Origin of the sequence: Glycomyces sp. NPDC047010, from assembly GCF_040644205.1 — a bacterium.
Taxonomy (GTDB): domain Bacteria; phylum Actinomycetota; class Actinomycetes; order Mycobacteriales; family Micromonosporaceae; genus Glycomyces.
The window spans coordinates 259305-280591 of the sequence record NZ_JBEYVY010000004.1 but is presented as its reverse complement, the minus strand read 5'-3'; the positions used below and the strand labels follow the sequence as shown (position 1 = coordinate 280591).

The window sequence follows — 21287 nt, the reverse complement described above, 5'->3', positions numbered from 1 at the left end:
CCGTCCCGATCACGGCGGGATCGGCGTGGCCCGGTCAGCGCAGGACGGCCGCCAGGAGGTCGGTTCCCAGGCCCGTGAGGTCGGGCAGGTTGAGGGTGTAGCGGACGTAGCGGCCGTGGCGCTCGGCCGTGAGCAGGCCCGCGCGGCGCAGGACGGCGAGGTGGCGGGAGACCTCCGGGGGCGAGAGCTGCCAGGCGTTCGCGAGTTCGCCGGTGGTGTGCGGGCCGCGGGCGAGGGTGCGCAGGAGGCGCAGCCGCACGGGGTGCGCGAGGGCCTCCAGCCGCAGCGTGACCGTCTCCAGCGGGACGGGCTCGGGCGAGTCCGGCTCGGCAACGGGGTACTGGACCACCGGCCGCCACCCGCGCGCGTACACCGCCACGAGGTGCGGGCGGCCGAAGACGGTGGGCAGGAACGTGACTCCGGCGCCGTCGGCGGCGGTCGCGGTGTCCTGCAACTTGTCCACGACGATGGCGCCGCCGCCGGGCGCGAGGGCGACGGCCCCGGAGACCGCGGCGAGCGCCGCCTCGACCCCTCGGTGCGCGAGGAGGTCGTTCTTGAGGCGCCGGTCGTTGGCGAGCTGCACGGCGACCCGGCTCCAGGCGGCGTCGAAGAACGCCTCGGCGCACTGTTCGAGGGTGTCGCGCACGCGCGCCCGCACGGCGGCGGGGTCGGCGAGCAGCCGTTCGGCGAACGCCTCCTGGACCGCGCCGCGGGCCTGCGCGAGGCCCAGGGCCCGGTCGCGGCCGGCCGGGTCGGCGAGCGGCGACGCGCCGGGGAAGTGGACCCGGTTGCTGCCGCAGGTGGTGACCAGCGCGGCGGTCACGTACGCCTCATCATCGATCTTGTCGACGTCGTCCAGCTCCTCGGCGAGGGTGGGCCGGGGGCGGGACGGGACGAGGAAGTCGGCCCGTGAAGAGCGCCAGAGGAACTCGGCCTCCTTGAGCCGGTCGGCCAGCTCGGGCCGCAGGCGCGCCCAGACGCCGCCCGCCCAGCCGGACAGCTGCGGGTGGTGCGCGGGCTCGGCGAGCACGTGCAGCATCGCGGTCAGCTCCGCCAGCGGGGAGACGGCGAACCGCAGCCGCTCGGGCGGCGCTCCGCCGATGTCGATCCTCAACGCCATGCCCCCATTCTCCGCGCTCGCGGCCGCGGCGGCCGCGTCGGTTGACGAACACCGTCAATCGACGCGGCCGGTCTTGCGCGCGAACGCATGTTTGACGCCATGGCAACCACCGTGAAGATCCGGCCGCGCGGCCTCGTCCGCGCCTCCGGCGGCCCCCGCTACGCCGCCGCCCTGGCCGTGGACGCGCTCGGCACCGGCCTGCTCCGGCCGTTCCTGCTGCTCTACGGCGTGACGGTGCTGGGCCTGTCCGCGCCCGCCACCGGCCTCGCGATGACCGCGGGCATCGTCGCGGCCCTCGCCTGCACGCCCGTAGTGGGCCACTGGCTGGACCGGGGCGCGCGGAGCACGGTCGTGGCGGCGTCGATGCTGGTGCGCGTGGTCGGCGTGGCGCTGCTGCTCGCCGCCCCGGCGGGGAACGTGTGGACGTTCGCCGCTGCGGCGCTGTTCCTCGGCGTCGGCAACCAGGCGTGGCCCGCCGCCCACGCCGCCGTCGTCGCCACGGTCGCACAGGGCCGCGAGCGCGACGCCGCCCTCGCGGCGGGCCGCGCCCTGCGCAACGCGGGCATGGGCGCGGGGGCGCTCCTCGCGCTCGCGTTCCTGACCGGCGGCGCCGCGGCGTTGCAGGCCCTGGCCGCGGTCACGGGCCTCGCCTACCTCGTCGCGGCGGGCCTGACCTGGTCGGTCCACCTGCGGGCGGACGATGCCGTTGCGCCGGAAGGGGACCGCCCCGAGGGTCCGGCGCCGCGGATGCGTTCGCTGCTCGCCGCGAACGTCGTGTACACGTTCTGCCTCAACGTCCCCGAGATCGCGCTCCCCCTGATCCTGGTGACCCAGCTCGACGCGTCCCCCGCGTGGGCGGCGGCCGTGTTCGTGGCGAACACGGTCCTGGTGGTCACCTTGCAGGTCCCGCTCACCGTCCTGCTGTCGCGCTACCCGCGCCGGTCGGTGCTGGCGTGGAGCGGCGTGATCATCGCCGCGTCCTACCTCGGCTTCCTCGCCGCGGCCTCGCTGGGGCACGGCTGGGCCGCCCCGGCCGTCGCGGCGGTGTCCGTGGTCTGCACGCTCGGCGAGATCCTGTACGCGGGCAGCGCCACCGCGCTCGTCACGGCGCTGGCCCCGCCCCGCGCGATGGGCCGCGCCCTCGCCCGCTTCCAGTTCTCCACGGGCCTGGGCCTCGCCGTGTCCCCGGCGGTCATCACCGCCCTCGCCGCGCTCGGCCCGCTCGCGCTCTGGGGCGGCCTCGCGGCGGCGACCCTCGTCTCCTCCGCTGCCGTTGCGGCGGAACAGGATCGAGAGGGCCGGAGCGCGAGCGACACCGGTCGTCGGTCCCGGCGCTTACGATGGCGGGATGACCGATCGCGAGGGCGCCGCCGCCGAGTACTTCTCCACTCTCGACGCCCGCGACTGGGCCGCGTTCGGCGCCCTGCTCGCGGAGGACGTGGTGTACGAGATGCCGCAGACGAGGGAGCGGATCGTCGGCCGCGAGCGGTACGTCCGCTTCAACCGGGAGTACCCCGGCGAGTGGCGCCTGGAGGCGCGGCGGGTGGTCACCGAGGGGCGGCACGCCGCGGCCCTGGTGGACTTCTGGATCGGCGAGGACCACCAGGCCGCCTGCGTCTGGCTCGACTTCGACGAGGCCGGCCTGATCATCCGCGTCACCGACTTCTGGCCCGAACCCTACGACCCGCCCCCGGGCCGCGAGCACCTCGTCGAGCGGTACTGAGGGGCCGCGGGCCGGCCCCTCCCCCGCTACATGCGCACCACCAGTTTCCCGGTGGTGTGGCGGCCCGCGAAGTCCGCGATCGCCTGCGGCCCTTGGTCGAGGGTGTAGCGGCGGCCGACGGTGACGTCGAGTTCGCCCCGCACGGCGGCTTCGGCGACCTCGCTCATGCCGCCGAAGCGGCCTTCCATGTCGAGCACGAACCGCAGGTCGACGTCGGTGCGGCCCAGCGACTCCGGTTGCGTGACCGGGAAGGTGATGGTCACGAGGCGACCGCCGGGGCGCAGGGCCGCGCCCAGGGCGGCGAGCCGGTCTCCCGGCAGCACCAGGTTGAAGGCGACGTCCACGTCCGAGGGGTACCCGGCCGGGTCGTAGCCGATGACCGAGGCGGCGCCGAGGCTCCGGAGGAGCTCCTCGTCGGCGGGGGTCGCGGTGGCGATGACCTTGGCGCGCTTCGCGAGCAGCGGCACGACGGTGGTGCCGACGCCGCCGGTGGCGCCGACGACGAGCACCGTGGCCCCGGCGGGGACCTCGGCCGCGGCCATGAGGGCGCGGGCGGTGAGGCCGACCGTGGGCAGTGCCGCGGCGGTCTCGACGTCGAGGCCCGCGGGCCGGTGGGCGATGAAGGGCGTGTCGGCCTCGTAGACCGCGTACTCGGCGAGCGATCCGGTCCCCAGCGAGACCCGGCCGGGCCCGGCCAGCGCCTTCAGCGCCCGCGGGACGGCCTGGCCGAAGACCTCGTCCCCGACGCGGTAGGCGTCCACGCCCGGTCCGACTTCGCTGACGGTGCCGGCGAAGTCGTTGCCCGGGACGTACGGGAACTCAAGGGGGAAGTCGCGGCGGAACTCGCCGCTGGGGACCTTGACGTCGGCGGGGTTGACCGAGGCCGCGGCGATGCGCACCTGGATCTGGCCGGGGCCGGGCACCGGGGCGGGGAGCTCGGTGACGGTGTAGCCCTCGGGCGGGCCGTAGTCGAATGCGGCGACTGCCTTCATGATGCGTCCTCCAGTAAACGGACCGTTCGGTCACTTTATTCGAGGGACGCTAGCATTAAACGGACCGCGCGGTCAACTTGGTAGGGTGTCCCCATGACCGCCGCTGCCCGACCGCCCCGCGCCGACGCCGTGCGCAACCGCAGGCTCCTCCTGGCCGCGGCCGCCGACGAGTTCGCCGAGCACGGCCTCGACGCCTCGGTCGCCGACATCGCCCGGCGCGCCGGGGTCGGCAAGGGCACGGTCTTCCGCCACTTCGCGACCAAGGACGACCTGGTCGCCGCGATCCTCACCGACCGCATGGACGAGCTGCACCACCGCGGCGAGGAGCTGCTCGCCGCCGCCGACGCCGCCGCGGCCCTGCACGAGTTCCTCACCGCCGCAGCGGGACAGCGCCAGGAGCGCGACCTCTCGTTCCTGGCCGAGGCCGCCGGGTCGATGCCCGAGGTCGCCGCCGCCCGCGACCGGATGACGGGGACCATCGACCGGATCGTCGACCGGGCCCGCGAGGAGGGAGTGCTCCGCGCCGACATCACGGGGACCGACGTGTTCCTGCTGATGTGCGCGCCGAACTACATCGCCGGGTACGTCCCGGACGCCTCGCCGGACCTGTGGCGCCGCTACCTCGGCGTCATCCTCGACGGGCTGCGCCCCGAAGGGGCCCGCCCGCTGCCTGCCGAGGCGCCGACGCTCGCCTGAGCTTGGGCCTCAGCGCCGTTCGAGGGCGTCCTGCCTGGCCGTGGTCGCGATGATCCCGGTGAGGAGCAGGACCTCGAAGACGTTGGTCGCGGCCGCGCTGGGGACGGGGATCGGCAGGCCGGAGCCGAGCGCCATGAGGACCGCGCCCGCGAGGAGCCACGGCCAGGACTGGCGGCGCCACACGATCGCGCCTGCGATGACGAGGACGGCCGCGACGACGAGGACCATGAGCGGCGGCCCGCCCGCGTGGTCGGAGGTGTAGCTCAGGGCGCCGTGCTCGTCGCGGACCCGCAGTTCCAGTCCGGCCACGACGGTGACCAGTTCGATCGCGACCAGTGCGAGCGCGAGGCCGATCGCGGCCCACCGGGCCCGTGCCTTCGCGGCCCAGGGCGATCCGGCCCGGCGCACCGCGTCCCAGGACCAGATCACGAGCAGCGGCGTCACGAAGGCGTGCAGCCAGAACCGGCCCGCGTTCAACCCCTCCAGCAGGGCTCCCTCGCCGATCGCTCGGCCGACAGCGATCATGCCGTTGTCGTACACGAGCGCGGCGACGACCAGCACCGGCAGGTCGGCGGCCCGCCATCCGGACCGGGCGGCGAGCCGCAGCCCCCAGACGAGCAGGGCGAGGTGGGCGAGGGCCAGGAGGAGGAACAGCAGGGAGTCCACGCCCTATTCTCAACCGCCGCAATCGTTTCGCGCAACAGCACCCCCGTCCACCCCGGTCGTCAGGGGCCTTCGAGGGCGGTCATGCGTTTGCGGAGGTCGTCGAAGTGCTCGCGCATGCGGCGGACGGCGAGGTCCTCGTCTCCGGCGGCGAGGGCGTCGATGATGCGGGCGTGGAGGAGGCCGCGGTCGGGGGCCGGGTCGAGCATGCGGCCGCCGACTTCGCGGCTGAGTTCGCCGAAGAGGCGCCAGAACAGGTCGATGAGGTTGTCCACCAGCGGGTTCCCGAGGCCCGAGTAGAGGGTGCGGTGGAACTCCTCGTCGAGTTCGCGGGAGTCCTCGCCGCGCTCGTCGCGCTCGGTCATCTCGCGGGCGAGGTCGGCGCAGCGCTGGAGTTCGGCGCTGAGCCCGGCGCGCGCGACCGCGGGCATGAGCCCGGCCTCCATCGCCTCGCGGGCGGTGAGCACCTCGACGACGGCGGTGCCGGTCCCGGCCAGGCCGTACGGGAGCTGCTCGATGATCGGCTTGAACGAGAACTCGGAGACGAAGAGGCCGTTGCCGTGCCGGGCCTCGATCACGCCGAGGGTCTGGAGGCTGCGCGTGGCCTCGCGCATCGAGAGGCGGCTGACGCCGAGCTCGGCGGCGAGGTCGGCCTCGCTGGGGAGCCGGTCGCCCGCGAGCAGGTCGTGCTCGCGGATGTAGTCGCGCAGCCGGCGCTGCGCGGCGAGGTAGATCGGGCCGCCTGCTCTCATGAGACGACCGTACCGGGCACTGCGGACGGTGCGGCGCTCGCCGCTGCGAGCGCGTCGCGCAGGAGCGGCACGAGCCGGTCGATCGCGGCGCGGTCGGCGTCGGTGGCCGGGCCCCAGGGGGTGCGGGCGGGGCCGACGTCGGGGCCGAGCCGGTTCATGAGCTCCTTGACGAAGCCGGGCCCGGTGGCGGCGCGCGCGATGTCGCGGAAGGGCCGGTGCAGGTCGTGGGCCTGGGCGATCTCGCCGCGGTCGAAGGCGTCCACGACGGCGTGGGCGAGGGGCGCGAGGCCGTTGTAGAGGCTGCCGATCGCGGCGTCCGAGCCGGCCGCGAGCGCGGCGGGCAGCAGCTCGTCGCGTCCGAAGTAGACGCGGAGGTCGGGGCGGGCCAGGCGGATCGCCTCCAGCTCCATGAGGTCCTCGTCGGTGAACTTCAGCGCGGCGAGGGTGGGGATCTCGACGGACGCGGCCGCGACGACCGCACTGGGGCGCGGGACCGGACCGGTCATCGAGGGGATCTGGTAGTAGCAGAACGGGACGCCGTCGGCGGCCTCGGCGACCTCGGCCAGCCACCGCACCAGGTGGGCGAGGGTGGGCGCCTGCCCGTAGTAGGGCGCGACGGTGGCGACGAGGTCCACCCCGAGGCCCTTGGCGTGGGCCGCGAGTTCGCGGGTGGTCGCCAGCGGCAGCCCGCCGACCTGGACGCCGAGCCCGAAGCCCTCCGGTCGCGCCGCCGCCCACGCCTCCAGGACGGACATGCGCTCTTCGACGGTGAGGAACGGGAACTCGCCGCTGGTGCCGTTGACGAAGGCCCCCCGCACCCCGGTCGAGCGGAGGTGCCCGAGCTGCTCGGGGATGCGCGCGGGGTCCACGCGCCCGGCCCCGTCGTAGGGGGCGAGGGCGGCGGCCCAGAATGCGAACCGGCTCATGAGCTGTCCTTTCGTGCGCGTGTCACGCTTTGGTGGCGCCGTCGGTGAGCCCGGCGACGATGTACCGCTGGAGGAAGACGAAGGCCGCGATCACGGGGAGCGCGACGACCGCGGAGACCGCCATGAGGTCGTTCCAGCGCACCCCGAACTCGTTGGTGATCTCGGCGAGGACGATGGTGACCGGCTGGATGCCCTCGCTGGTGGCGAGGGAGAGGCCGAAGACGAACTCGCCCCAGGCGCCGAGGAAGCTGACGACGGCGACGGTGACGATGCCGGGCACCGAGACCGGCAGGGCGATGCGCACGAACGAGGCGAGCTCGCTGCAACCGTCCATCTTGGCCGCTTCGACCACTTCCTCGGGGACGCTGAGGAAGTACGGCCGCAGGATCGTGACCGCGAGCGGCACGGCCAGCGCGCAGTTCGCGATGATCAGGCCCGCATAGGAGTCGACCAGTCCGGCGCCGCTGAAGAGCACGAACATCGGCAGGGCGAGGTTGACCGAGGGGACCATCTGCACGATGAGCATGAGCATCATGACCGCGCCGATGCCGCGGACCTTGAACTTCGCCAGGCCGTACGCGGCGGGGAGGGCGATGAGCAGGGTGAGGACGGTGGTCCCGACGGCGATGACCGCGCTGTTGGCGAGGCCGCGGGCGATGTCGGGGTCGGAGAAGACCGCGCGGGTGTAGGACTCGACGGTCGGCGGGAGCGGGACCAGGTCCGGGGGCACGCGGAAGACCGCGTCGCCGGCCTTGAGGGAGGTGACGACCATCCAGTAGACGGGGACGAGGTAGACGGCGGCGGCGAGGACGCCCGCGGTCGCGAGCCAGCGCCGGGTGAGGCGGTCGCGCCGCGAGCCGGTCGCAGGGGTGTGGGTCGCGGTCATGCGTCGCGCTCCTTCCGCAGGGCCCGGAAGTAGAAGAGGGACAGGGCGATCGGCACGATCATGAGGACCGTGGTGGCGACCGACGCGGTGTCGAAGCGGGAGAACTCGAACGCCTCGTTGTACGCGTAGACCGGGAGGGTCGCGGTCGCGCCGCCGGGGCCGCCCGCGGTCATGAGGAAGATCGTGTCGAAGTTCTTGAACGTGTAGATGAAGACGAGCAGGAGCGCGGCGAGGGAGACCGGGCGCAGCTGCGGGAGCGTGATGTGCCGGAACTGGCGCCACGGCGAGGCGCCGTCGATGCGCGCGGCCTCGTACAGCCGCTTGGGGATGCCTTCGAGGCCCGCGGCCAGCAGGATCATCGCGAACGGGGCGAAGCTCCAGGCGGTGGCGAAGACGACCGCGGCGACGGCGGCGCCGGGCCGCCCGAGCCAGAACAGGTCGCCGTCGATGAGCCCGAGGGCGCGCAGCATCGCGTTGAGGAGGCCGTAGCTGCCGTCGAGGAGCCACCGCCACACGTTCGCACTGACCACTGTGGGCAGGACCCAGGCCACGAGGATGAGCGCCCGCAGCACGTCGCGGCCGCGGAAGGGCCGCCGCAGCAGCAGGGCCAGGCCGAGGCCGATCGCGAAGGTGAGCGCCACGCTCGCCACGGTGTAGACGACCGAGACGCCGAAGGAGTCCCAGAAGCGCGGGCGGGCGAACTGGTCGGCGTAGTTGTCCAGGCCCACCCATTGCGCGCCGCCTTGGACGACCTCGCGCAGGCCGATGTCGAAGAAGCTCTGGAGCACGCTGTACAGCAGCGGGTAAACGACGGTGGCGCCGACGAAGAGCACTGCGGGGGCCGTGAACAGCAGGGGCGCGAGGAGGCGGCGGGCCCGGCCCCGCCCGCGGCCGGTCGGGACCGGCCGCGGCGGGGCGTCGGCGCGCGGTGGGACGGCGACGGCCACCGGTCAGCGCCCCATGGCCTCGTCGATGGCGGCCTGCGCCTCGGCCGCGGCCTCTTCGGCGGTGGCCGAGCCGCTGACCACGGCCTGGAGCGCCTGCTGGACGATGGTGAGCGCCTCGGTGGAGTGGAGCGCGGTCTCCCCGGTCGGGGCCCAGGCGTTCACGAGCTGGTCGGCGAAGACGGCCCGGACCGGGTCGGTGACGGCGCCGGGCACGTCGGAGCGCGCGGGGAGCTTGTTGCGCTCGGGCAGGTACTCCTCCAGGACGCTCGGCTGCTGGAGCCACTCGATGAGGTCCCATGCGGCGTCGGCGTCGCCGCTGCCCGCGCCGATGGCGAGGTTCTCGGCGGACAGGAAGGTCGCCTCGGTGGCGTCGGCGGGCAGCGGGGCCACGTTCCAGGCGAGGTCGGGGGCGTTCTCGCGGACGACGGTGACGGCGCTGGCGGAGTTGATCGCCATGGCGGCCTCGCCGTTGGTGAACGCCGCCATCGCGTCGTCCTCGTTCCAAGTGAGGAAGCCCTCGGAGAGCCCGCCCGAGGCGGTCATGCGCTGGATCGACTCCAGGGCGGCGACGCCCGCTTCGCCGCCGAACCCGGCGAGGTCCCCGCCCGCGGCGAGGGTGCGCAGGAGGATGCCGGTGGCGCCCTCGGCGCCTTCGATGCCGGACATGGCGAGCCCGTAGGAGGCGGCGCCGCTGTCGGCGACGGCGGCCGCGGCGGCCTCCATCTCGTCCCAGGTGGTCGGGACCTCCACGCCGGCCTCGGCGAGGGCGTCCTCGTTGTAGTAGAGCGCGTAGTCGTCGGCGAGGTGCGGGATGCCGTACGTGGCGCCGTCGACCTGCCCTGTCTCCCAGCCGGCCTCGTAGTAGGCGTCCTGCTGGCCCCACTCGTCGGCGTAGGCGCTGAGGTCCTCGATGATCCCGGCGCCGGCGAGCTGGCCGGTCTCGTAGGCGTTGATGAGCGCGATGTCGGGGAGGCCGCCCGCGGCGGCCTGCTGCTGGAGCGTGCGGCTGAAGTCCTCGAAGGGGATGAACCTCGGCTCGACTTCGACGCCGGTCTCCTCGGTGTACTGGGCGAGCGCGGCTTCGAGGGGAACGCCGTGCGGGTCGCCGTAGTAGTGCCAGAAGGTGATCACGCCGTCTCCGGCGGCGGACTCGTCGGTGCCGGTGCCGCCGCCGAACGCGCCGCACGCGGCGAGGGAGAGGGCGGCGGTGCCCGCGGCTGCGGCCGTGGCCGCGCGGCGGAGGGGTGCTCGCGTCATTGGTCCTCCAGGAGTTGCTTCGTCGGAACTCGCGATCGGAGGAGTAGATCAGATATCTGATAACTTGTCAATCGAGCCCGGGCCGGGCGTCGGCCAGCACCTCACGGTGGCGCACGACGCGTGGGACGGCTACGGCGCAGGGTACGAATCGTCCTGGTATGCCGACCCCTCCTACACGTGGACCGGGGAGCTCTTCTAATCTCCGAGAGGCTCACCGCGGCAACACCTCCGGCCGCGATCTAATGTCCAGAAGGGACTCACCAGTGCCTCGATACCACGTCAGCGCCACGACCTCCGCCCCCGTCTCCGCCGTCTGGGCACTGCTCGCCGACGGACGCGCCTGGCCGCGCTGGTCCACGGGTCTCGACGAACTGGTGGAGGAGCGCTCCAGCGGGCTAGCCTCCGACGGCCGCGACGGCGTCGGCGCGGTCCGCGCCTTCCGCACGGGCCGGACCGTCACGGGCGAGCGCCTCACCGAGCTGGTGCCCGAGGAGCGCATGTCGTACGAGGACGCGTTCAACCTGGCGATGAAGGACTACCGCACGGCCATCGAGCTCGCGACCACCCCCGAAGGCGGCGCCCGCATCGAATGGCACGGCACCTGGCGCGCCCGTCCGGGCATCGGCTGGCTGACGCCGCTCTTCATCCCGATGATCATGCAGCGCATGGCGGACGACCTGGCGTCCTACGCGCAGCGCCTCGACTAGGGAGGGCGCCGCATTGCCGCGGCGTTGCCGTTCACGTTTACGCCCGGGCAATGCCCGGTGCGGTGGACTGGACCCATCGGACGGGACCCCTCCCGTCCGGGTCGAGAGAACGGATCGCGATGGGCACCTTCAAGAAGACCGCCATGTGGACGGGCATCGTCCTCACCGGCCTGTGCGGCATCGTGCTGCTCGGGGGCGGCAAGATCGTATCGGGATCCCTCCTGATCGTCACGGCCTTCGTCATGGCACTCCTGGTCGGCCGCTCCAAGATCCCCGTCTGGCTCCGCGCCGTCATCCTCTGCGCCATCTTCGCCCTGGTCATCTGGAACATCTCCACCACCGAACTCCCGGACCCCAACGACCCCATCGCCATGGGCTGCGGCGAACTCGCCTTCGACTACGAACCGAGCGGCATCAAATTCCTCGACCAAGTGGTCCGAATCTTCAACAGCTTCCTCGCCCAGGCGGCCCCCTCGTAGCGCCGCCCGGGGCTCCCTACCAATGAATTGAACAATTCCCATAGGATAAGTTGACTATGGGCTCGGGCGGGCATAGGCTGGGGCCGCACCGCACCCGACTCACTCCAGGGAGCCCCATGGACCCGTGTTGCGCCCCAGGTCATCCGGCCCGGTCGGCCGGTCGTGCGCCGGTGGGCGTGGCGCTTGCGCCGCGCCGGGCGGAGTTGATCGGGCTCGACGGCGGGGCGTTCCTCATGGGGGCCGAGGACGGGATCGGGCGTCCGAAGGACGCAGAGGGGCCGGTGCGGCAGGTCGTGTTGTCGCCGTTCCGGATCGCCGCCACGGCGGTCACGGTCGCGCAGTTCGGCGCCTTCGTCGAGGCGACCGGGTATGCGACCGAGGCGGAGGGCTTCGGGTACTCGTTCGTGTTCGACGGGTTCCTGGACCCGCGCATCGCCGAGGTCTCGCCCCGCGTGCCGACGGCGCCGTGGTGGCGCTCGGTCGACGGGGCCACCTGGCGGGCGCCGGAGGGGCCCGGCTCCGACACCGGGGAGCGCGGGGACCACCCCGTCACCCACGTGTCCTGGAACGACGCGCAGGCGTACTGCGCCTGGTCGGGGACCCGGCTGCCCACCGAGGCCGAGTGGGAGTACGCCGCCCGCGGCGGCCTCGAACAGGCCGTCTACCCCTGGGGCGACGAGTTCGAGCCCGACGGCCGGTACCGCGCGAACATCTGGCGCGGCGACTTCCCCAGGGAGAACACCGCCGCAGACGGGCACCTCGGCACGGCCCCCGCGAAGTCGTTCGAGCCCAACGGGTTCGGCCTGTACAACACGGTCGGGAACGTGTGGGAGTGGACCGCCGACTGGTTCGGCCGCGAGCACCATGCCGGCACCGACCCGCGCGGTCCCGAGCACGGGCAGGCCAAGGCCATGCGCGGCGGCTCCCACATGTGCCACGACTCGTACTGCAACCGGTACCGGGTCGCGGCCCGCTCCGCGAACACCCCCGACAGCTCCAGCGGCAACATCGGCTTCCGCGTCGCCGCCTGACCCCCCCGACCACAACTGAAGGAATCCCCATGCCGCACAAGACCTCCCGACGCACCGTCCTCGCCCTCGGCGGCGCGATCGCCGGGACGACCGCCCTGCCCGCCGCGGCCGCCGCGCAGGGCGCCGACCGGCCGAACGTCCTGTGGCTCGTCGCCGAGGACCACAACCCGTTCCTCGGCGCGTACGGCGACGACCAGGCGCAGACGCCTACATTGGACGCACTCGCCGAGCGCGGCGTCCTGTACGCCAACGCCTTCTCGACCTACCCGGTGTGCGCCCCGACCCGCTTCTCCATCATCACCGGCAAGGCCCCCGAGTCCTGCGGCCCCGCCCACCACATGCGCGCCTCGGGCCTGCGCCCCGACTGGCTCCTGGGCTTCCCGCAGTACCTGCGCGAGGCCGGGTACTACACGTCGAACAACAACAAGACCGACTACAACACCGACATCGACCTGGACGCGACCTGGGACGCCAACGGCGCCAGCGCCTCCTGGACCCGGCGCGCCCCCGGCCAGCCGTTCTTCGCGGTCTTCAACCACATGACCACCCACGAGTCGTCGCTGTGGTCGAGCGAGCCCACCGGCGTCCACGACCCCGCCGACGCCGAGCTCCCCGAGTACACGCCCGACACCGAGGCCACCCGCGCCGACCGGGCCCACTACTACGACAACATCACCCGCGTGGACGCCCAGGTCGCCGACCGCCTCGCCGAGCTCGAAGCCGCCGGGCTCGCGGAGGACACGGTCGTCTTCTACTACTCCGACAACGGCGGCGTCCTCCCGCGCTCCAAGCGCTACGCCTACGACTCGGGCCTGCGCACCGCGCTGATCGCGGTCTTCCCCGACAAGTGGGCGCACCTCGCGCCCGCCGCCCCGGGCTCGGTCGTGACCGACCCGGTGACGACGCTCGACTACGCGCCCACGGTCCTGGAGGTGGCCGGGCTCGACGTCCCCGGCCACTTCGACGGGACCTCGCTGCTGGAGCGGGGCCGCCGCCCCGAGTACGCCTTCGGGGCGCGCAACCGCATGGACGAGCGGTACGACTTCGTGCGCACGGTCAGGGACGGGCGCTTCCGGTACATCCGCAACTATGCGCCGCACCGGATCTACAACCAGCACGTCGGCTACCTCTTCCAGCAGCTCGGCGTCCTCGACTGGGAGCAGGCGCACCTCGACGGCGCGCTGGAGGAGGTCCAGGAGCGCTGGTGGGGCCCCAAGCCCGCCGAGGAGCTGTACGACCTCGACGCCGATCCCGACGAGGTCGCGAACCTCATCGACGAGCCGCACCTGCGCCGCGTGCGCCGCCGCCTCGCCGCGGCCCTCGACGAGCACCTGATCGCGGTGCACGACAACGGGTTCATCCCCGAGGGCGCCGCCGCGGAGGGCTACGACCGGTCCCGGGCGCGCGGGGCGTTCCCGATCGGGCGGGTCAAGGCGCTCGCCGACCTCGCGATCCAGCGCAGGCAGTCGAACACGGCGAAGTTCACGCGGGCGCTGCGCGACGGCAACGAGGTCGTCCGCTACTGGGGCGCGCAGGGCCTGCTCATCCTCGTTGCCGCGGATCGCTTGCACCGCAGGGACGTCGAGGCCGACCTGGACGCCGTCTTGAACGACGCCGAGGAGATCCCGCAGGTGCGCATCGCCGCGGCCGAGACCCTGGCGCGGCTGGGCCGCGGCGGCGCCGCCGTCGAGTACCTCATCGGCGTCCTCGCGGACACCGCGGCGCCGAACCCGGTCCGGCTCCAGGCCGTCGAGGCCCTCACCTACAGCCCGGCCGAGGACGCCGCGGCCGCGCTCGACGTGCTCGACACCGTCTCGGCCACGGCCACCGGAACCGACCTCGGCAAGGCCGTCAACTACCTGCGCTTCGTCCTTCGCGGCCAGTACGCGCCCACGCCGGAGGTCCAGGCCGCGATCCTCGGCCTCGCCTAGCGGTCGCTCCTCAAACCGCTGACGGCTCGGCGGCGCTGACCAACTCTCGTGCCAGGTCCGCTGTCTCGGCCAGCGTGTCGAACGGCAGCGGCCTGGTGGCGAGGGCGCCCTCGTGGAGGACGAGCAGCCGCGTCGCCAGCGCGTCGGGCCCGGCGCATCCGGCCGCGGCGGCGAGGCCGCGGAACAGGTCGAGGAGCCAGCGCTTCTGGTCCTCGGCGACGCGGTGGGCGGGGTGCGCCGGGTCGGGGAGTTCGGCGAGGGCGTTGATGAAGGCGCAGCCGCGGGGGCTGGTCGCCGTCCAGGTGCGGAGGGCGTCGAACGGGGCGGTGACCGCCGCGACGGGGTCGTCGCTCCGGTCGACGGTCTCTTGGACGAGGGTGCGCCAGCGCCGGTCGCGTTCGGCGAGGTAGGCGGCCACGAGCTGGGCTTTCGATCCGAACTGGTTGTACAGGGTGCGTTTGGTGATGCCGGAGTGCTCGGCGATGAGGTCCACGCCGACCGCGGTGATCCCCTGGTCGTAGAACAGCTCCTCGGCGGCGGCGAGGATGCGGCCGCGGGCGGGGCTCGCGGCGTGCGGTGCTGGCATCCGGCAGTCCTTCACAGATCGGTGTACCGTGGTGGGTTCACCGATCAGTATACCCAGGGAGGCGGACATGACGCAGCGGACGATGCGGGCCGTGCGGATCACCGGACACGGCGGCCTGGAGGTCCTCGAACCGGCGGAGGCGCCGGTCCCGGTCCCGCGGGCGGGCGAGGTCCTGGTGCAGGTGAGCGCCGTGGCGCTGAACAACACCGACCTGTGGACCCGCGAGGGCTCCTACGGCCTGCCGGGCGACCCCGGCGCTTTGGCGGGCTGGCGCGGCCCGGTCGACTTCCCCCGGATCCAGGGCGCGGACGTCGCGGGCCGGATCGCGGCGGTCGGCCCCGGCGTCTCGCCGGACCTCGTGGGCCGCCGGGTCGTGGTCGACCCCGCGCTCTACGACGGCGTCGGTCCCGACGCGAACCCCCTGGGACTCATGGGCAGCGAACGCGACGGCGGGTACGCCGAGTACGTCACCGCCCCTGCGGCCCGCGTCCACGACATGACGGCGTCCCCGCTCTCGGACGACCAGCTCGCCGCGCTCCCCACGGCGTACGGCACCGCGCTGGGCATGATCGAGCGGGCGCGCCTGGCCCCCGGCGAGACCGCCCTCGTCTCGGGGGCGTCCGGCGGCGTCGGCCTCGCCCTCGTCCAGATCGCCCGCGCCCGCGGCGCGACGGTGCTCGCGATCAGCAGCGGCGCCAAGCTCGACGCCGTCCACGACGCGGGCGCGCACACCGTCCTCGACCGCGCCGGCGACCTCCCCGGACAGGTCCGCGCCGCCGCACCCGACGGCGTGGACATCGTCCTCGACGTGGTCGCCGGAGACCTCGTCCCCGCCCTCCTGCCGCTCGTGCGCGAAGGCGGCCGCTGGACTGTGGCGGGCGCCCTGGGCGGGCACGACATCAACATCGACATCCGCCGCCTCTACCTCCACAACATCACCCTCATCGGCTCGTCGATGCACACGCCGACCCACTTCCGGCACCTCATGGACATGGCCGCGAACGGCGACCTCAACCCGGTCATCGCCGCCGCGTACCCGCTGGACCAGGCAGCGGCCGCCCAAGCAGCCCTCGCCCAGCGCACCCACGTCGGCAAGATCGTGCTCCGCCCCTGAGGAACCGGGGTCGGCTGTGGCACGATCGGCGGAACTGCACCGATCCCGACTGGAGCCTCCGATGCCGCAGCCGCCCGCGCCCACCCCTGCGTCCCTTGACGAGTCCGACGCGGGGAAGGCCAGATCTGCGTTCAGGGCCGCCATCCGTGCCGGCGGGATGGGCGACGCGGTCGCGGCGGCGCTCCCGGAGCAGTCGAAGGCAGTGCGCCTGGCCGCTTACGCGGTCCTGCGCAGGGACCGGGACGAATCGCTGGCCGACGAGCTGCTGCCGGTCGTCAAGGAGCGGTACGGCATGCAGGAGGCCGAGCGGCTGCTTCCCGCCTGCTCCTCGGCCGTGGTCGCCGCGGCGCTCCCCGCGTTCGCCGCGTGCATCTCCACCTGGTCCACCTACGCGAAGCACCACACCGAGGTCTTCACCGCGTACGCAGCCGCGGCGCTCGGCGCACGGAGCCCCGAGCAGCGGTCCGACTGGTGGAACCGCCACTCGAACGGACTGGGCGCGGCATTGGAGCACGCTCCGGAGGCCTGGCTCGACCTGCTCGAACGCCATCCCGCATCCGATGTCGGCGAGACGGCGGTGATCAAGGCCCTCCCCGTCCTGCTCGCGGCGGTCCCGGAACGCACCTGGGCCTACCTGCTCGATCCGCGCCGGGAGGGCATGCTCGCTTCGCTGTTCCACCGCAGCGCCCACCTGCGGCGGATCGCCGCCGAACCCGCCGATCGCATTGCGGCCCTGGTCGTCCGGGCCGGGGACCGCGCCGACGTGCCCGGGGTCCTGCGCCGGGTCGCGCCGTCCCGCCGGATGGAGGTGCTCGGTGCGATCCGCGGCGCGGGCGTCCACGTGGACGACCAGAGCGTCCTGGAGGTCCTGCCGCACCCGGCCCGGGCCGAGGCGGCGCGGCGCCTCCTCGGCGACCGCCGTGCCGCGGGCAACGCCGTCAAGCGGGAGTCGATCCGCGCCCACCTGCCGTATGAGGAGGTCCGGGACGACTTCACCGCCGCGGCAAGGCGATCGGACGTCGAGGAGCGGGCTCGGGCGTACGGCAACCTCGTCGCTGCGGCCGTCCTCCAGAACGACCCCGAAGCACTCGCCGACCTGTTCGGGCGCCTCAAGCGCGCCGCCGGGGATCAGGGACTCGTCCACGAGGCGATCCTCCAGGGCCTCAAGAAGGTCCGTCCGCAGGACTGGACCCCGGCGTTGCTGGACGAGCTGGCGGCCCTGACCGAGTCGTTCCGGACCGGCCCGACGCACTCCCCCGATGCCGTCTCGCTCAGCCTCGGCCTGGCCGCCCGCGCCGTCAACGCTGGCCTGAGCGCCGGTCGGCCCGACCTCGTCGCCTACGGCGAGAACGAGTTCGACCGCCTGCTGCCGGAGACCACCCGCTGGGAGCTGGCCGCCGCCCTGCGCGGACTCCCCCGCCGGTTCACCGTCGGGATCGCCCGACGGGCCACGCCCGTGCTCGCGGTCAACGCCGAGGTCGGGGAGTACGCGCTGCTGTGGGGCCTCGCGGAGACGCTCGGCAGGAGGCTCGCCGACGTCCCCGAGCTGGTGGCGCTGCTGCACCGGGCCTCGGCGTCGAAGGACCTCTCGCACGCCCGCACCGCCGTGCGCCTCCTCGCCGGAATCAGCAGGGGCCGCCACGACCGGCTCGCCGAGCTCGCCGCCGCCCGTCCCGGTCTGCCCGAGCTCTTCCCGGCCCTGGTCCACCACCGCGGCGACCTCGTCCCGGCCTGGCTCGCCGCCGAGCGCGAGACCGTTCCGGACGTGCTGTTCGCGCCCTGGAATCCGGCGGTCCTCGGCCGCTGGCCCCGTTCCGCGCTCGACGCCTACAGCGCGACGCTGCAAGCGATCGCGACCGACGTGCGCCGCACCGATGCCCACCGCGCGATGGCCGTGCGGCCCCTCACCAGGATTCCCGGTCTCGCCCTCGACACGCTGCTTCCCCTGCTACGCAGCGACAATCAGCACGTCAAGGCCGACGCGCTCGCGGACCTCCATCGCGCGAACCCCGCCGAGGCCGTCTGGGAGGTCCTGCCCTCCTACCTCGACTCGAAGGACGCGCCCGCCGCGGCCGCGGTCATGGACCGGCTCGCGCACGTCTCCCGACCGGCGGTGATCGCCGCTCAGGCGGTCCGGATGCTCGACTCGCCCAAGGTCACCGTCCGCAAGCAGGTCGTCCGGGTCCTGTCCCGCTACCGCGTGGCGGGCGCCGACGCGATCCTGACCGGGCTCTGGGCCGAGGCCGACCTGAACCCAAGCGTCCGCGAAGCCGTCGCCGGGGCCGCCGCCGACCGCCTCGCCGAGTCATGGGCGCAGGCGATCGTCGCCTCGGTCGACGAGCACGGCCCCGACGTCCAGGCCGTCGCGCTCGACCTCGCGCCCGAGCAGGTCCCGGACGGATTCCGTTCCCGCTACACCGAACTGCTCACCGCCGCGGCCTCCGACGACGACGCGCGGCTCCAGGTGATCGGCTCCGCGGGCCTGGCCCGTTGGGCCCGCTACGAACCCCGCGCAGCCGATGCACTGGTCGACCTCGCGACCGGCCTCGACCAGACCGACGTGTGGGCCGCCGCGATGAACGCCCTGTGCGCCAACGTGACCGCGGGCGGCGACCCCGGTCCGCTGCTGCGCGCCGTCGACGCCTTGAACAACGAGGCCGACGAGCCCAACGCCGACGAGGACCGCGACCTGCCCGTACGCCAGCGCTTCGAGCGGATCGTCTCGGTCATGTCCCCGCTGTACGGCGGCCCGGTGCCGCCCGCTGCCGCGGTCGAGGCGATCGCAGAGCGCCTGCCCGCGCACCTGGGTACGAAGCTCCTCGCGGGCACCCTCGACTGGGCCGCGGGTCCTGAAGCGGCACTCGGACTGGCGGGCCGCGTCCAGGACCCGATGGAGGCCCGGCTGATCGGCGAGGTACTGGACGAGCGGATGGACTACGGGTCGCACACGTTCACGCTCGGCTTCGTTGCGGCTCTGGTGCACTCCGGGGACCTGCACGGCTCGATCATCGCCGCCAGCATCATCGAAAACGCCGCAGCCGTCGATGATTGGGACACTCCTTGGCGGGAGCTGCTGCGCCGCATGCGCGCCCATCCCTCCACCATGGTGCAGGTGTTGGCGTTCAGCGTCTACACGGCCGAGGAGTACGACAGCGGAGACTGACACCGCCGCCCGTACCTCAGCGGGATTCGGCGAGCAGTGATTCGATGGCGGCGGTCGCGTCGTGCGCGATCCGCTCGGGTGCGGGGCCGCCGGGCCAGGCGCGACCGCGATCGATCCAGATGGTGCGCAGCCCGGCCGACCGGCCTCCGCCCACATCGGCTTTGGCGCTGTCGCCGACCATCCATCCGCCGGATCCGAGTTCGGCGCCGCAGCGGCGCGCCGCGATGGCGAACAGCTCGGTCTCGGGCTTCTTGACGCCTTCGGCGCCCGAGACGGCCCAGCCGTCGACCAGGTCGCCCAGCTGCGCGTGCATGATGGTGGCGGTCTGGGTGTCGTCCCGGCCGTTCGTGACGATGCCGATCCTCCAGCCGCGCTCCCGAAGCCGCACGAGCCCGGCTTGGGTGTTGTCGAGGTCGAAGAGCGCGAGCGGTGCTGTCACACAGGGGATCCTAGTCAACTCGCCATTCGGGGGACGGGGGGTCGGGCGGGGTGGTCCAGGTGTCTTTGAGGGTGGCGGCGGCTCGGAGGGCGAGGTAGGCGAGGAGGACGATGAGGGCGCAGATGCCGATGACGACGACCACCCAGCCGTTCTGGTCCCACCAGAGGGCGCGGGCGGCTTCGGGGGATTCGCCGGTGAGTTCGTACATGTCGATCGACTGGTCGGCCGTGAAGAGCGCGTACGGGATGAGGCACGGGGAGCACAGGAGCAAAGGGACGGTCACGAGGGTCGCGGGCCCGGCGTACGCCCCGGCCGCGAGCCAGAGGCGCCAGCCGCGGGGTTCGCTCCGGTAGGCGAGGAAGAGCATGGCGGCCATGACGATCAGGTAGCTCCCGGTGATCCAGTTCGGGAGCAGGATGGGCCCCAGGATCTCGTGGACCTCGTCGTGGAGGCCGGGATCGGCCTGGTCGAGGCGGGTGAGGCGGCCTCCGACGTCGTTGAAGAACGTGACCAGCGCGGCGAGCAGGTAGCCGAGCAGGGCGGTGAACGCCTGGAGGCCGACGACGGCGCCGGTGACCGGGAGCTTGCCGAGGAGGGTGCGGGGGCGGTAGCGCCGGACGTGGAGGAAGGCGCTGCGCAGAGCCCTGCCGACCTTCTGGCCGGTCGCGGTCATCGACTTGACCTGGTCGATCCAGGCTTTGGTGAACCACCACAGGGCGAGCACCGCGATGAGCGCGGCCGGGACGCCGACGGCTTGGAGGCCGTCCTTGATGAGGTTGTTGGGGTCGAGCTGCTCTACGAAGTCCATGCTGTTGTGGGCCAAGCCATTCAGTTAGAGGGGTGGGGGCGGGCCACAGTCTACGACGGCCGGACACGCAGTAGGGGTCCCGCGCCCGTGCCGTCCTTACTGGAGGAAGTCGAGTCCCGGTGCGTCGGTGAGGTCCCGGGCGACGGACCACAGGGACGCGGCGTAGTCGGGGCCGCGGCGGGCGCTCTTGGGGAGGGCGATCCGCTTGGTGGGGCCGGTGAGCATGTGCTGCGGGCCGTAGTAGGCGCCTTGGGCGGCGGCGGGGTCGGCGGCGGCGAACAGGAGCGGTTCGGTGCCTTGGACGACGTCCTGGGAGGGCAGGAAGGTCCGGTCGGACGGCTGCTTGGCGTTCTCGGGGCTGCGGGCGAGATTGAGGCCGGCGGTCTGGAGGTTGGTGCGGGTGTAGCCGGGGTGCGCGATGGCGCTGAGCAGGGGCCAGCCGCGGGCTTCGGCGATGCGGGCGAGGTGGACGCCCATGAGCATGTTGCCGAGCTTGGACTGGCCGTACGCGCCGAACGGCCGGTAGGAGGCGCGCGATTGCAGGTCGGCGAAGCGGATCTCGGCGCGGTGGGCGACGCCGCTGGTCATGGTGGCGACGCGCGCATCGCCGGATTCGAGCAGGCGCGGCAGGAGCAGGTTGGTGAGCAGGAACGGCCCGAGGAAGTTGGTGCCGAACTGGAGCTCGAACCCGTCGGCGGTCTCCAGGCGCTTGGGCGGGCGCATGACGCCCGCGTTGTTGACGAGTGTGTGAATGGGGCGGCCGTCGGCGAGGAGGTCTTCGGCGAAGCGGCGGACGCTCGCGAGGTCGGCGAGGTCGAGGCGGCGCACGTCGAGGTCGGCGTCGGGGACGGCCGCATTGATCTCGTCGCGGGCGGCCTCGCCCCGCTCGGGCGAGCGCACGGCCATGACGACGCTCGCGCCCGCGGCCGCGAGCCGCTTGACGGACTCCTTGCCGGTGCCGCTGTTGGCGCCGGTGACGACGACGCGCCTGCCGGTCTGGTCGGGAACCTGGTACATGACTGCCCCTTGCACTAGATTAAGAGCCCGGTGGTCTATTAAGCCGAATA

Annotated in this window: 21 protein-coding genes and 1 pseudogene; 10 read left to right on the top strand and 12 right to left on the bottom strand. The window is 73.2% G+C overall.

Annotation, left to right across the window (positions count from 1 at the left end; translation table 11 throughout):
* Positions 1-34: 34 nt before the first annotated feature.
* Entirely contained in the window at positions 35-1120 is a 1086-nt protein-coding gene (locus tag AB0A65_RS10420; RefSeq protein WP_359949490.1) for a helix-turn-helix domain-containing protein, read from the bottom strand.
* A gap of 99 nt (positions 1121-1219) precedes the next feature.
* Here AB0A65_RS10420 and AB0A65_RS10415 point away from each other — a divergent pair.
* Both AB0A65_RS10415 and AB0A65_RS10410 read left to right on the top strand, forming a co-directional pair.
* Positions 1220-2419, top strand: a pseudogene (locus AB0A65_RS10415) (MFS transporter); the annotation flags it as partial.
* A gap of 49 nt (positions 2420-2468) precedes the next feature.
* Complete coding sequence (locus AB0A65_RS10410) at positions 2469-2843, top strand: nuclear transport factor 2 family protein (protein WP_359949487.1); 375 nt, start codon at positions 2469-2471, stop codon at positions 2841-2843.
* A 26-nt stretch (positions 2844-2869) separates the two neighbouring features.
* On the opposite strand, the gene AB0A65_RS10405 is transcribed toward AB0A65_RS10410, so the two are convergent.
* The gene (locus tag AB0A65_RS10405) at positions 2870-3835 is read right to left on the bottom strand and encodes an NADP-dependent oxidoreductase (protein ID WP_359949484.1); all 966 of its coding nucleotides are present in this window, start codon (positions 3833-3835) and stop codon (positions 2870-2872) included.
* A gap of 93 nt (positions 3836-3928) precedes the next feature.
* Between AB0A65_RS10405 and AB0A65_RS10400 the strand changes: the two genes are divergently transcribed.
* Complete coding sequence (locus AB0A65_RS10400) at positions 3929-4531, top strand: helix-turn-helix domain-containing protein (RefSeq protein ID WP_359949481.1); 603 nt, start codon at positions 3929-3931, stop codon at positions 4529-4531.
* A 9-nt stretch (positions 4532-4540) separates the two neighbouring features.
* Here the strand turns inward: AB0A65_RS10400 and AB0A65_RS10395 are convergent, their stop codons facing one another.
* The 6 genes from AB0A65_RS10395 to AB0A65_RS10370 are packed head-to-tail and all read right to left on the bottom strand — an operon-like array spanning position 4541 to position 9962.
* Positions 4541-5197: a hypothetical protein gene (locus tag AB0A65_RS10395; protein WP_359949478.1), complete on the bottom strand. Its 657-nt coding sequence runs from the start codon at positions 5195-5197 to the stop codon at positions 4541-4543.
* A gap of 59 nt (positions 5198-5256) precedes the next feature.
* Positions 5257-5946 (bottom strand): FCD domain-containing protein, encoded by a 690-nt coding sequence (locus AB0A65_RS10390; RefSeq protein ID WP_359949475.1) that lies wholly within the window; start codon positions 5944-5946, stop codon positions 5257-5259.
* Positions 5943-6872, bottom strand: a complete 930-nt coding sequence (locus AB0A65_RS10385) for a dihydrodipicolinate synthase family protein (protein ID WP_359949472.1) — start codon at positions 6870-6872, stop codon at positions 5943-5945. The genes AB0A65_RS10390 and AB0A65_RS10385 overlap by 4 nt, the downstream gene beginning before the upstream one ends.
* 22 nt (positions 6873-6894) lie before the next feature.
* Entirely contained in the window at positions 6895-7758 is an 864-nt protein-coding gene (locus AB0A65_RS10380; protein ID WP_359949470.1) for a carbohydrate ABC transporter permease, read from the bottom strand.
* Positions 7755-8705: a sugar ABC transporter permease gene (locus tag AB0A65_RS10375; protein ID WP_359949467.1), complete on the bottom strand. Its 951-nt coding sequence runs from the start codon at positions 8703-8705 to the stop codon at positions 7755-7757. The genes AB0A65_RS10380 and AB0A65_RS10375 overlap by 4 nt, the downstream gene beginning before the upstream one ends.
* 3 nt (positions 8706-8708) lie before the next feature.
* Entirely contained in the window at positions 8709-9962 is a 1254-nt protein-coding gene (locus AB0A65_RS10370) for a sugar ABC transporter substrate-binding protein (protein ID WP_359949464.1), read from the bottom strand.
* Positions 9963-10026: 64 nt separating this feature from the next.
* On the opposite strand from AB0A65_RS10370, the gene AB0A65_RS10365 reads away from it, so the two are divergent.
* From AB0A65_RS10365 to AB0A65_RS10345, 5 genes are all read left to right on the top strand, one after another.
* The gene (locus AB0A65_RS10365; RefSeq protein ID WP_359949461.1) at positions 10027-10161 is read left to right on the top strand and encodes a hypothetical protein; all 135 of its coding nucleotides are present in this window, start codon (positions 10027-10029) and stop codon (positions 10159-10161) included.
* 64 nt (positions 10162-10225) lie between these two features.
* On the top strand, positions 10226-10669 hold the full coding sequence (locus AB0A65_RS10360) for an SRPBCC family protein (RefSeq protein ID WP_359949458.1): 444 nt from the start codon (positions 10226-10228) through the stop codon (positions 10667-10669).
* A gap of 119 nt (positions 10670-10788) precedes the next feature.
* The gene (locus AB0A65_RS10355) at positions 10789-11148 is read left to right on the top strand and encodes a hypothetical protein (protein ID WP_359949455.1); all 360 of its coding nucleotides are present in this window, start codon (positions 10789-10791) and stop codon (positions 11146-11148) included.
* A 203-nt stretch (positions 11149-11351) separates the two neighbouring features.
* The gene (locus AB0A65_RS10350) at positions 11352-12179 is read left to right on the top strand and encodes a formylglycine-generating enzyme family protein (protein ID WP_359949452.1); all 828 of its coding nucleotides are present in this window, start codon (positions 11352-11354) and stop codon (positions 12177-12179) included.
* Between the two features lie 29 nt (positions 12180-12208).
* On the top strand, positions 12209-14110 hold the full coding sequence (locus AB0A65_RS10345) for a sulfatase-like hydrolase/transferase (RefSeq protein ID WP_359949449.1): 1902 nt from the start codon (positions 12209-12211) through the stop codon (positions 14108-14110).
* 10 nt (positions 14111-14120) lie between these two features.
* Here the strand turns inward: AB0A65_RS10345 and AB0A65_RS10340 are convergent, their stop codons facing one another.
* Entirely contained in the window at positions 14121-14696 is a 576-nt protein-coding gene (locus AB0A65_RS10340; RefSeq protein ID WP_359949446.1) for a TetR family transcriptional regulator, read from the bottom strand.
* 67 nt (positions 14697-14763) lie between these two features.
* On the opposite strand from AB0A65_RS10340, the gene AB0A65_RS10335 reads away from it, so the two are divergent.
* Both AB0A65_RS10335 and AB0A65_RS10330 read left to right on the top strand, forming a co-directional pair.
* Positions 14764-15810 carry a zinc-binding dehydrogenase gene (locus tag AB0A65_RS10335; protein ID WP_359949443.1) on the top strand — a complete coding sequence of 349 codons (1047 nt, stop codon included), beginning with the start codon at positions 14764-14766 and terminating at the stop codon, positions 15808-15810.
* A 61-nt stretch (positions 15811-15871) separates the two neighbouring features.
* Positions 15872-18973: a hypothetical protein gene (locus AB0A65_RS10330; protein ID WP_359949440.1), complete on the top strand. Its 3102-nt coding sequence runs from the start codon at positions 15872-15874 to the stop codon at positions 18971-18973.
* A 16-nt stretch (positions 18974-18989) separates the two neighbouring features.
* Here the strand turns inward: AB0A65_RS10330 and AB0A65_RS10325 are convergent, their stop codons facing one another.
* The 3 genes from AB0A65_RS10325 to AB0A65_RS10315 form a co-directional block, all read right to left on the bottom strand.
* Positions 18990-19412 (bottom strand): HAD-IA family hydrolase, encoded by a 423-nt coding sequence (locus AB0A65_RS10325; RefSeq protein ID WP_359949437.1) that lies wholly within the window; start codon positions 19410-19412, stop codon positions 18990-18992.
* A gap of 10 nt (positions 19413-19422) precedes the next feature.
* Positions 19423-20235, bottom strand: a complete 813-nt coding sequence (locus AB0A65_RS10320; protein ID WP_359949434.1) for a hypothetical protein — start codon at positions 20233-20235, stop codon at positions 19423-19425.
* Positions 20236-20316: 81 nt separating this feature from the next.
* Entirely contained in the window at positions 20317-21237 is a 921-nt protein-coding gene (locus tag AB0A65_RS10315) for an SDR family oxidoreductase (protein WP_359949431.1), read from the bottom strand.
* Positions 21238-21287: the final 50 nt, after the last annotated feature.

Excerpts from the sequence above, each read along its gene's own strand:
- AB0A65_RS10420 (WP_359949490.1), bottom strand. The coding sequence starts at position 1,120 with ATGGCGTTGAGGATCGACATCGGCGGAGCGCCGCCCGAGCGGCTGCGG.
- AB0A65_RS10410 (WP_359949487.1), top strand. The coding sequence starts at position 2,469 with ATGACCGATCGCGAGGGCGCCGCCGCCGAGTACTTCTCCACTCTCGAC.
- AB0A65_RS10405 (WP_359949484.1), bottom strand. The coding sequence starts at position 3,835 with ATGAAGGCAGTCGCCGCATTCGACTACGGCCCGCCCGAGGGCTACACC.
- AB0A65_RS10400 (WP_359949481.1), top strand. The coding sequence starts at position 3,929 with ATGACCGCCGCTGCCCGACCGCCCCGCGCCGACGCCGTGCGCAACCGC.
- AB0A65_RS10390 (WP_359949475.1), bottom strand. The coding sequence starts at position 5,946 with ATGAGAGCAGGCGGCCCGATCTACCTCGCCGCGCAGCGCCGGCTGCGC.
- AB0A65_RS10385 (WP_359949472.1), bottom strand. The coding sequence starts at position 6,872 with ATGAGCCGGTTCGCATTCTGGGCCGCCGCCCTCGCCCCCTACGACGGG.
- AB0A65_RS10380 (WP_359949470.1), bottom strand. The coding sequence starts at position 7,758 with ATGACCGCGACCCACACCCCTGCGACCGGCTCGCGGCGCGACCGCCTC.
- AB0A65_RS10370 (WP_359949464.1), bottom strand. The coding sequence starts at position 9,962 with ATGACGCGAGCACCCCTCCGCCGCGCGGCCACGGCCGCAGCCGCGGGC.
- AB0A65_RS10355 (WP_359949455.1), top strand. The coding sequence starts at position 10,789 with ATGGGCACCTTCAAGAAGACCGCCATGTGGACGGGCATCGTCCTCACC.
- AB0A65_RS10345 (WP_359949449.1), top strand. The coding sequence starts at position 12,209 with ATGCCGCACAAGACCTCCCGACGCACCGTCCTCGCCCTCGGCGGCGCG.
- AB0A65_RS10340 (WP_359949446.1), bottom strand. The coding sequence starts at position 14,696 with ATGCCAGCACCGCACGCCGCGAGCCCCGCCCGCGGCCGCATCCTCGCC.
- AB0A65_RS10335 (WP_359949443.1), top strand. The coding sequence starts at position 14,764 with ATGACGCAGCGGACGATGCGGGCCGTGCGGATCACCGGACACGGCGGC.
- AB0A65_RS10330 (WP_359949440.1), top strand. The coding sequence starts at position 15,872 with ATGCCGCAGCCGCCCGCGCCCACCCCTGCGTCCCTTGACGAGTCCGAC.
- AB0A65_RS10315 (WP_359949431.1), bottom strand. The coding sequence starts at position 21,237 with ATGTACCAGGTTCCCGACCAGACCGGCAGGCGCGTCGTCGTCACCGGC.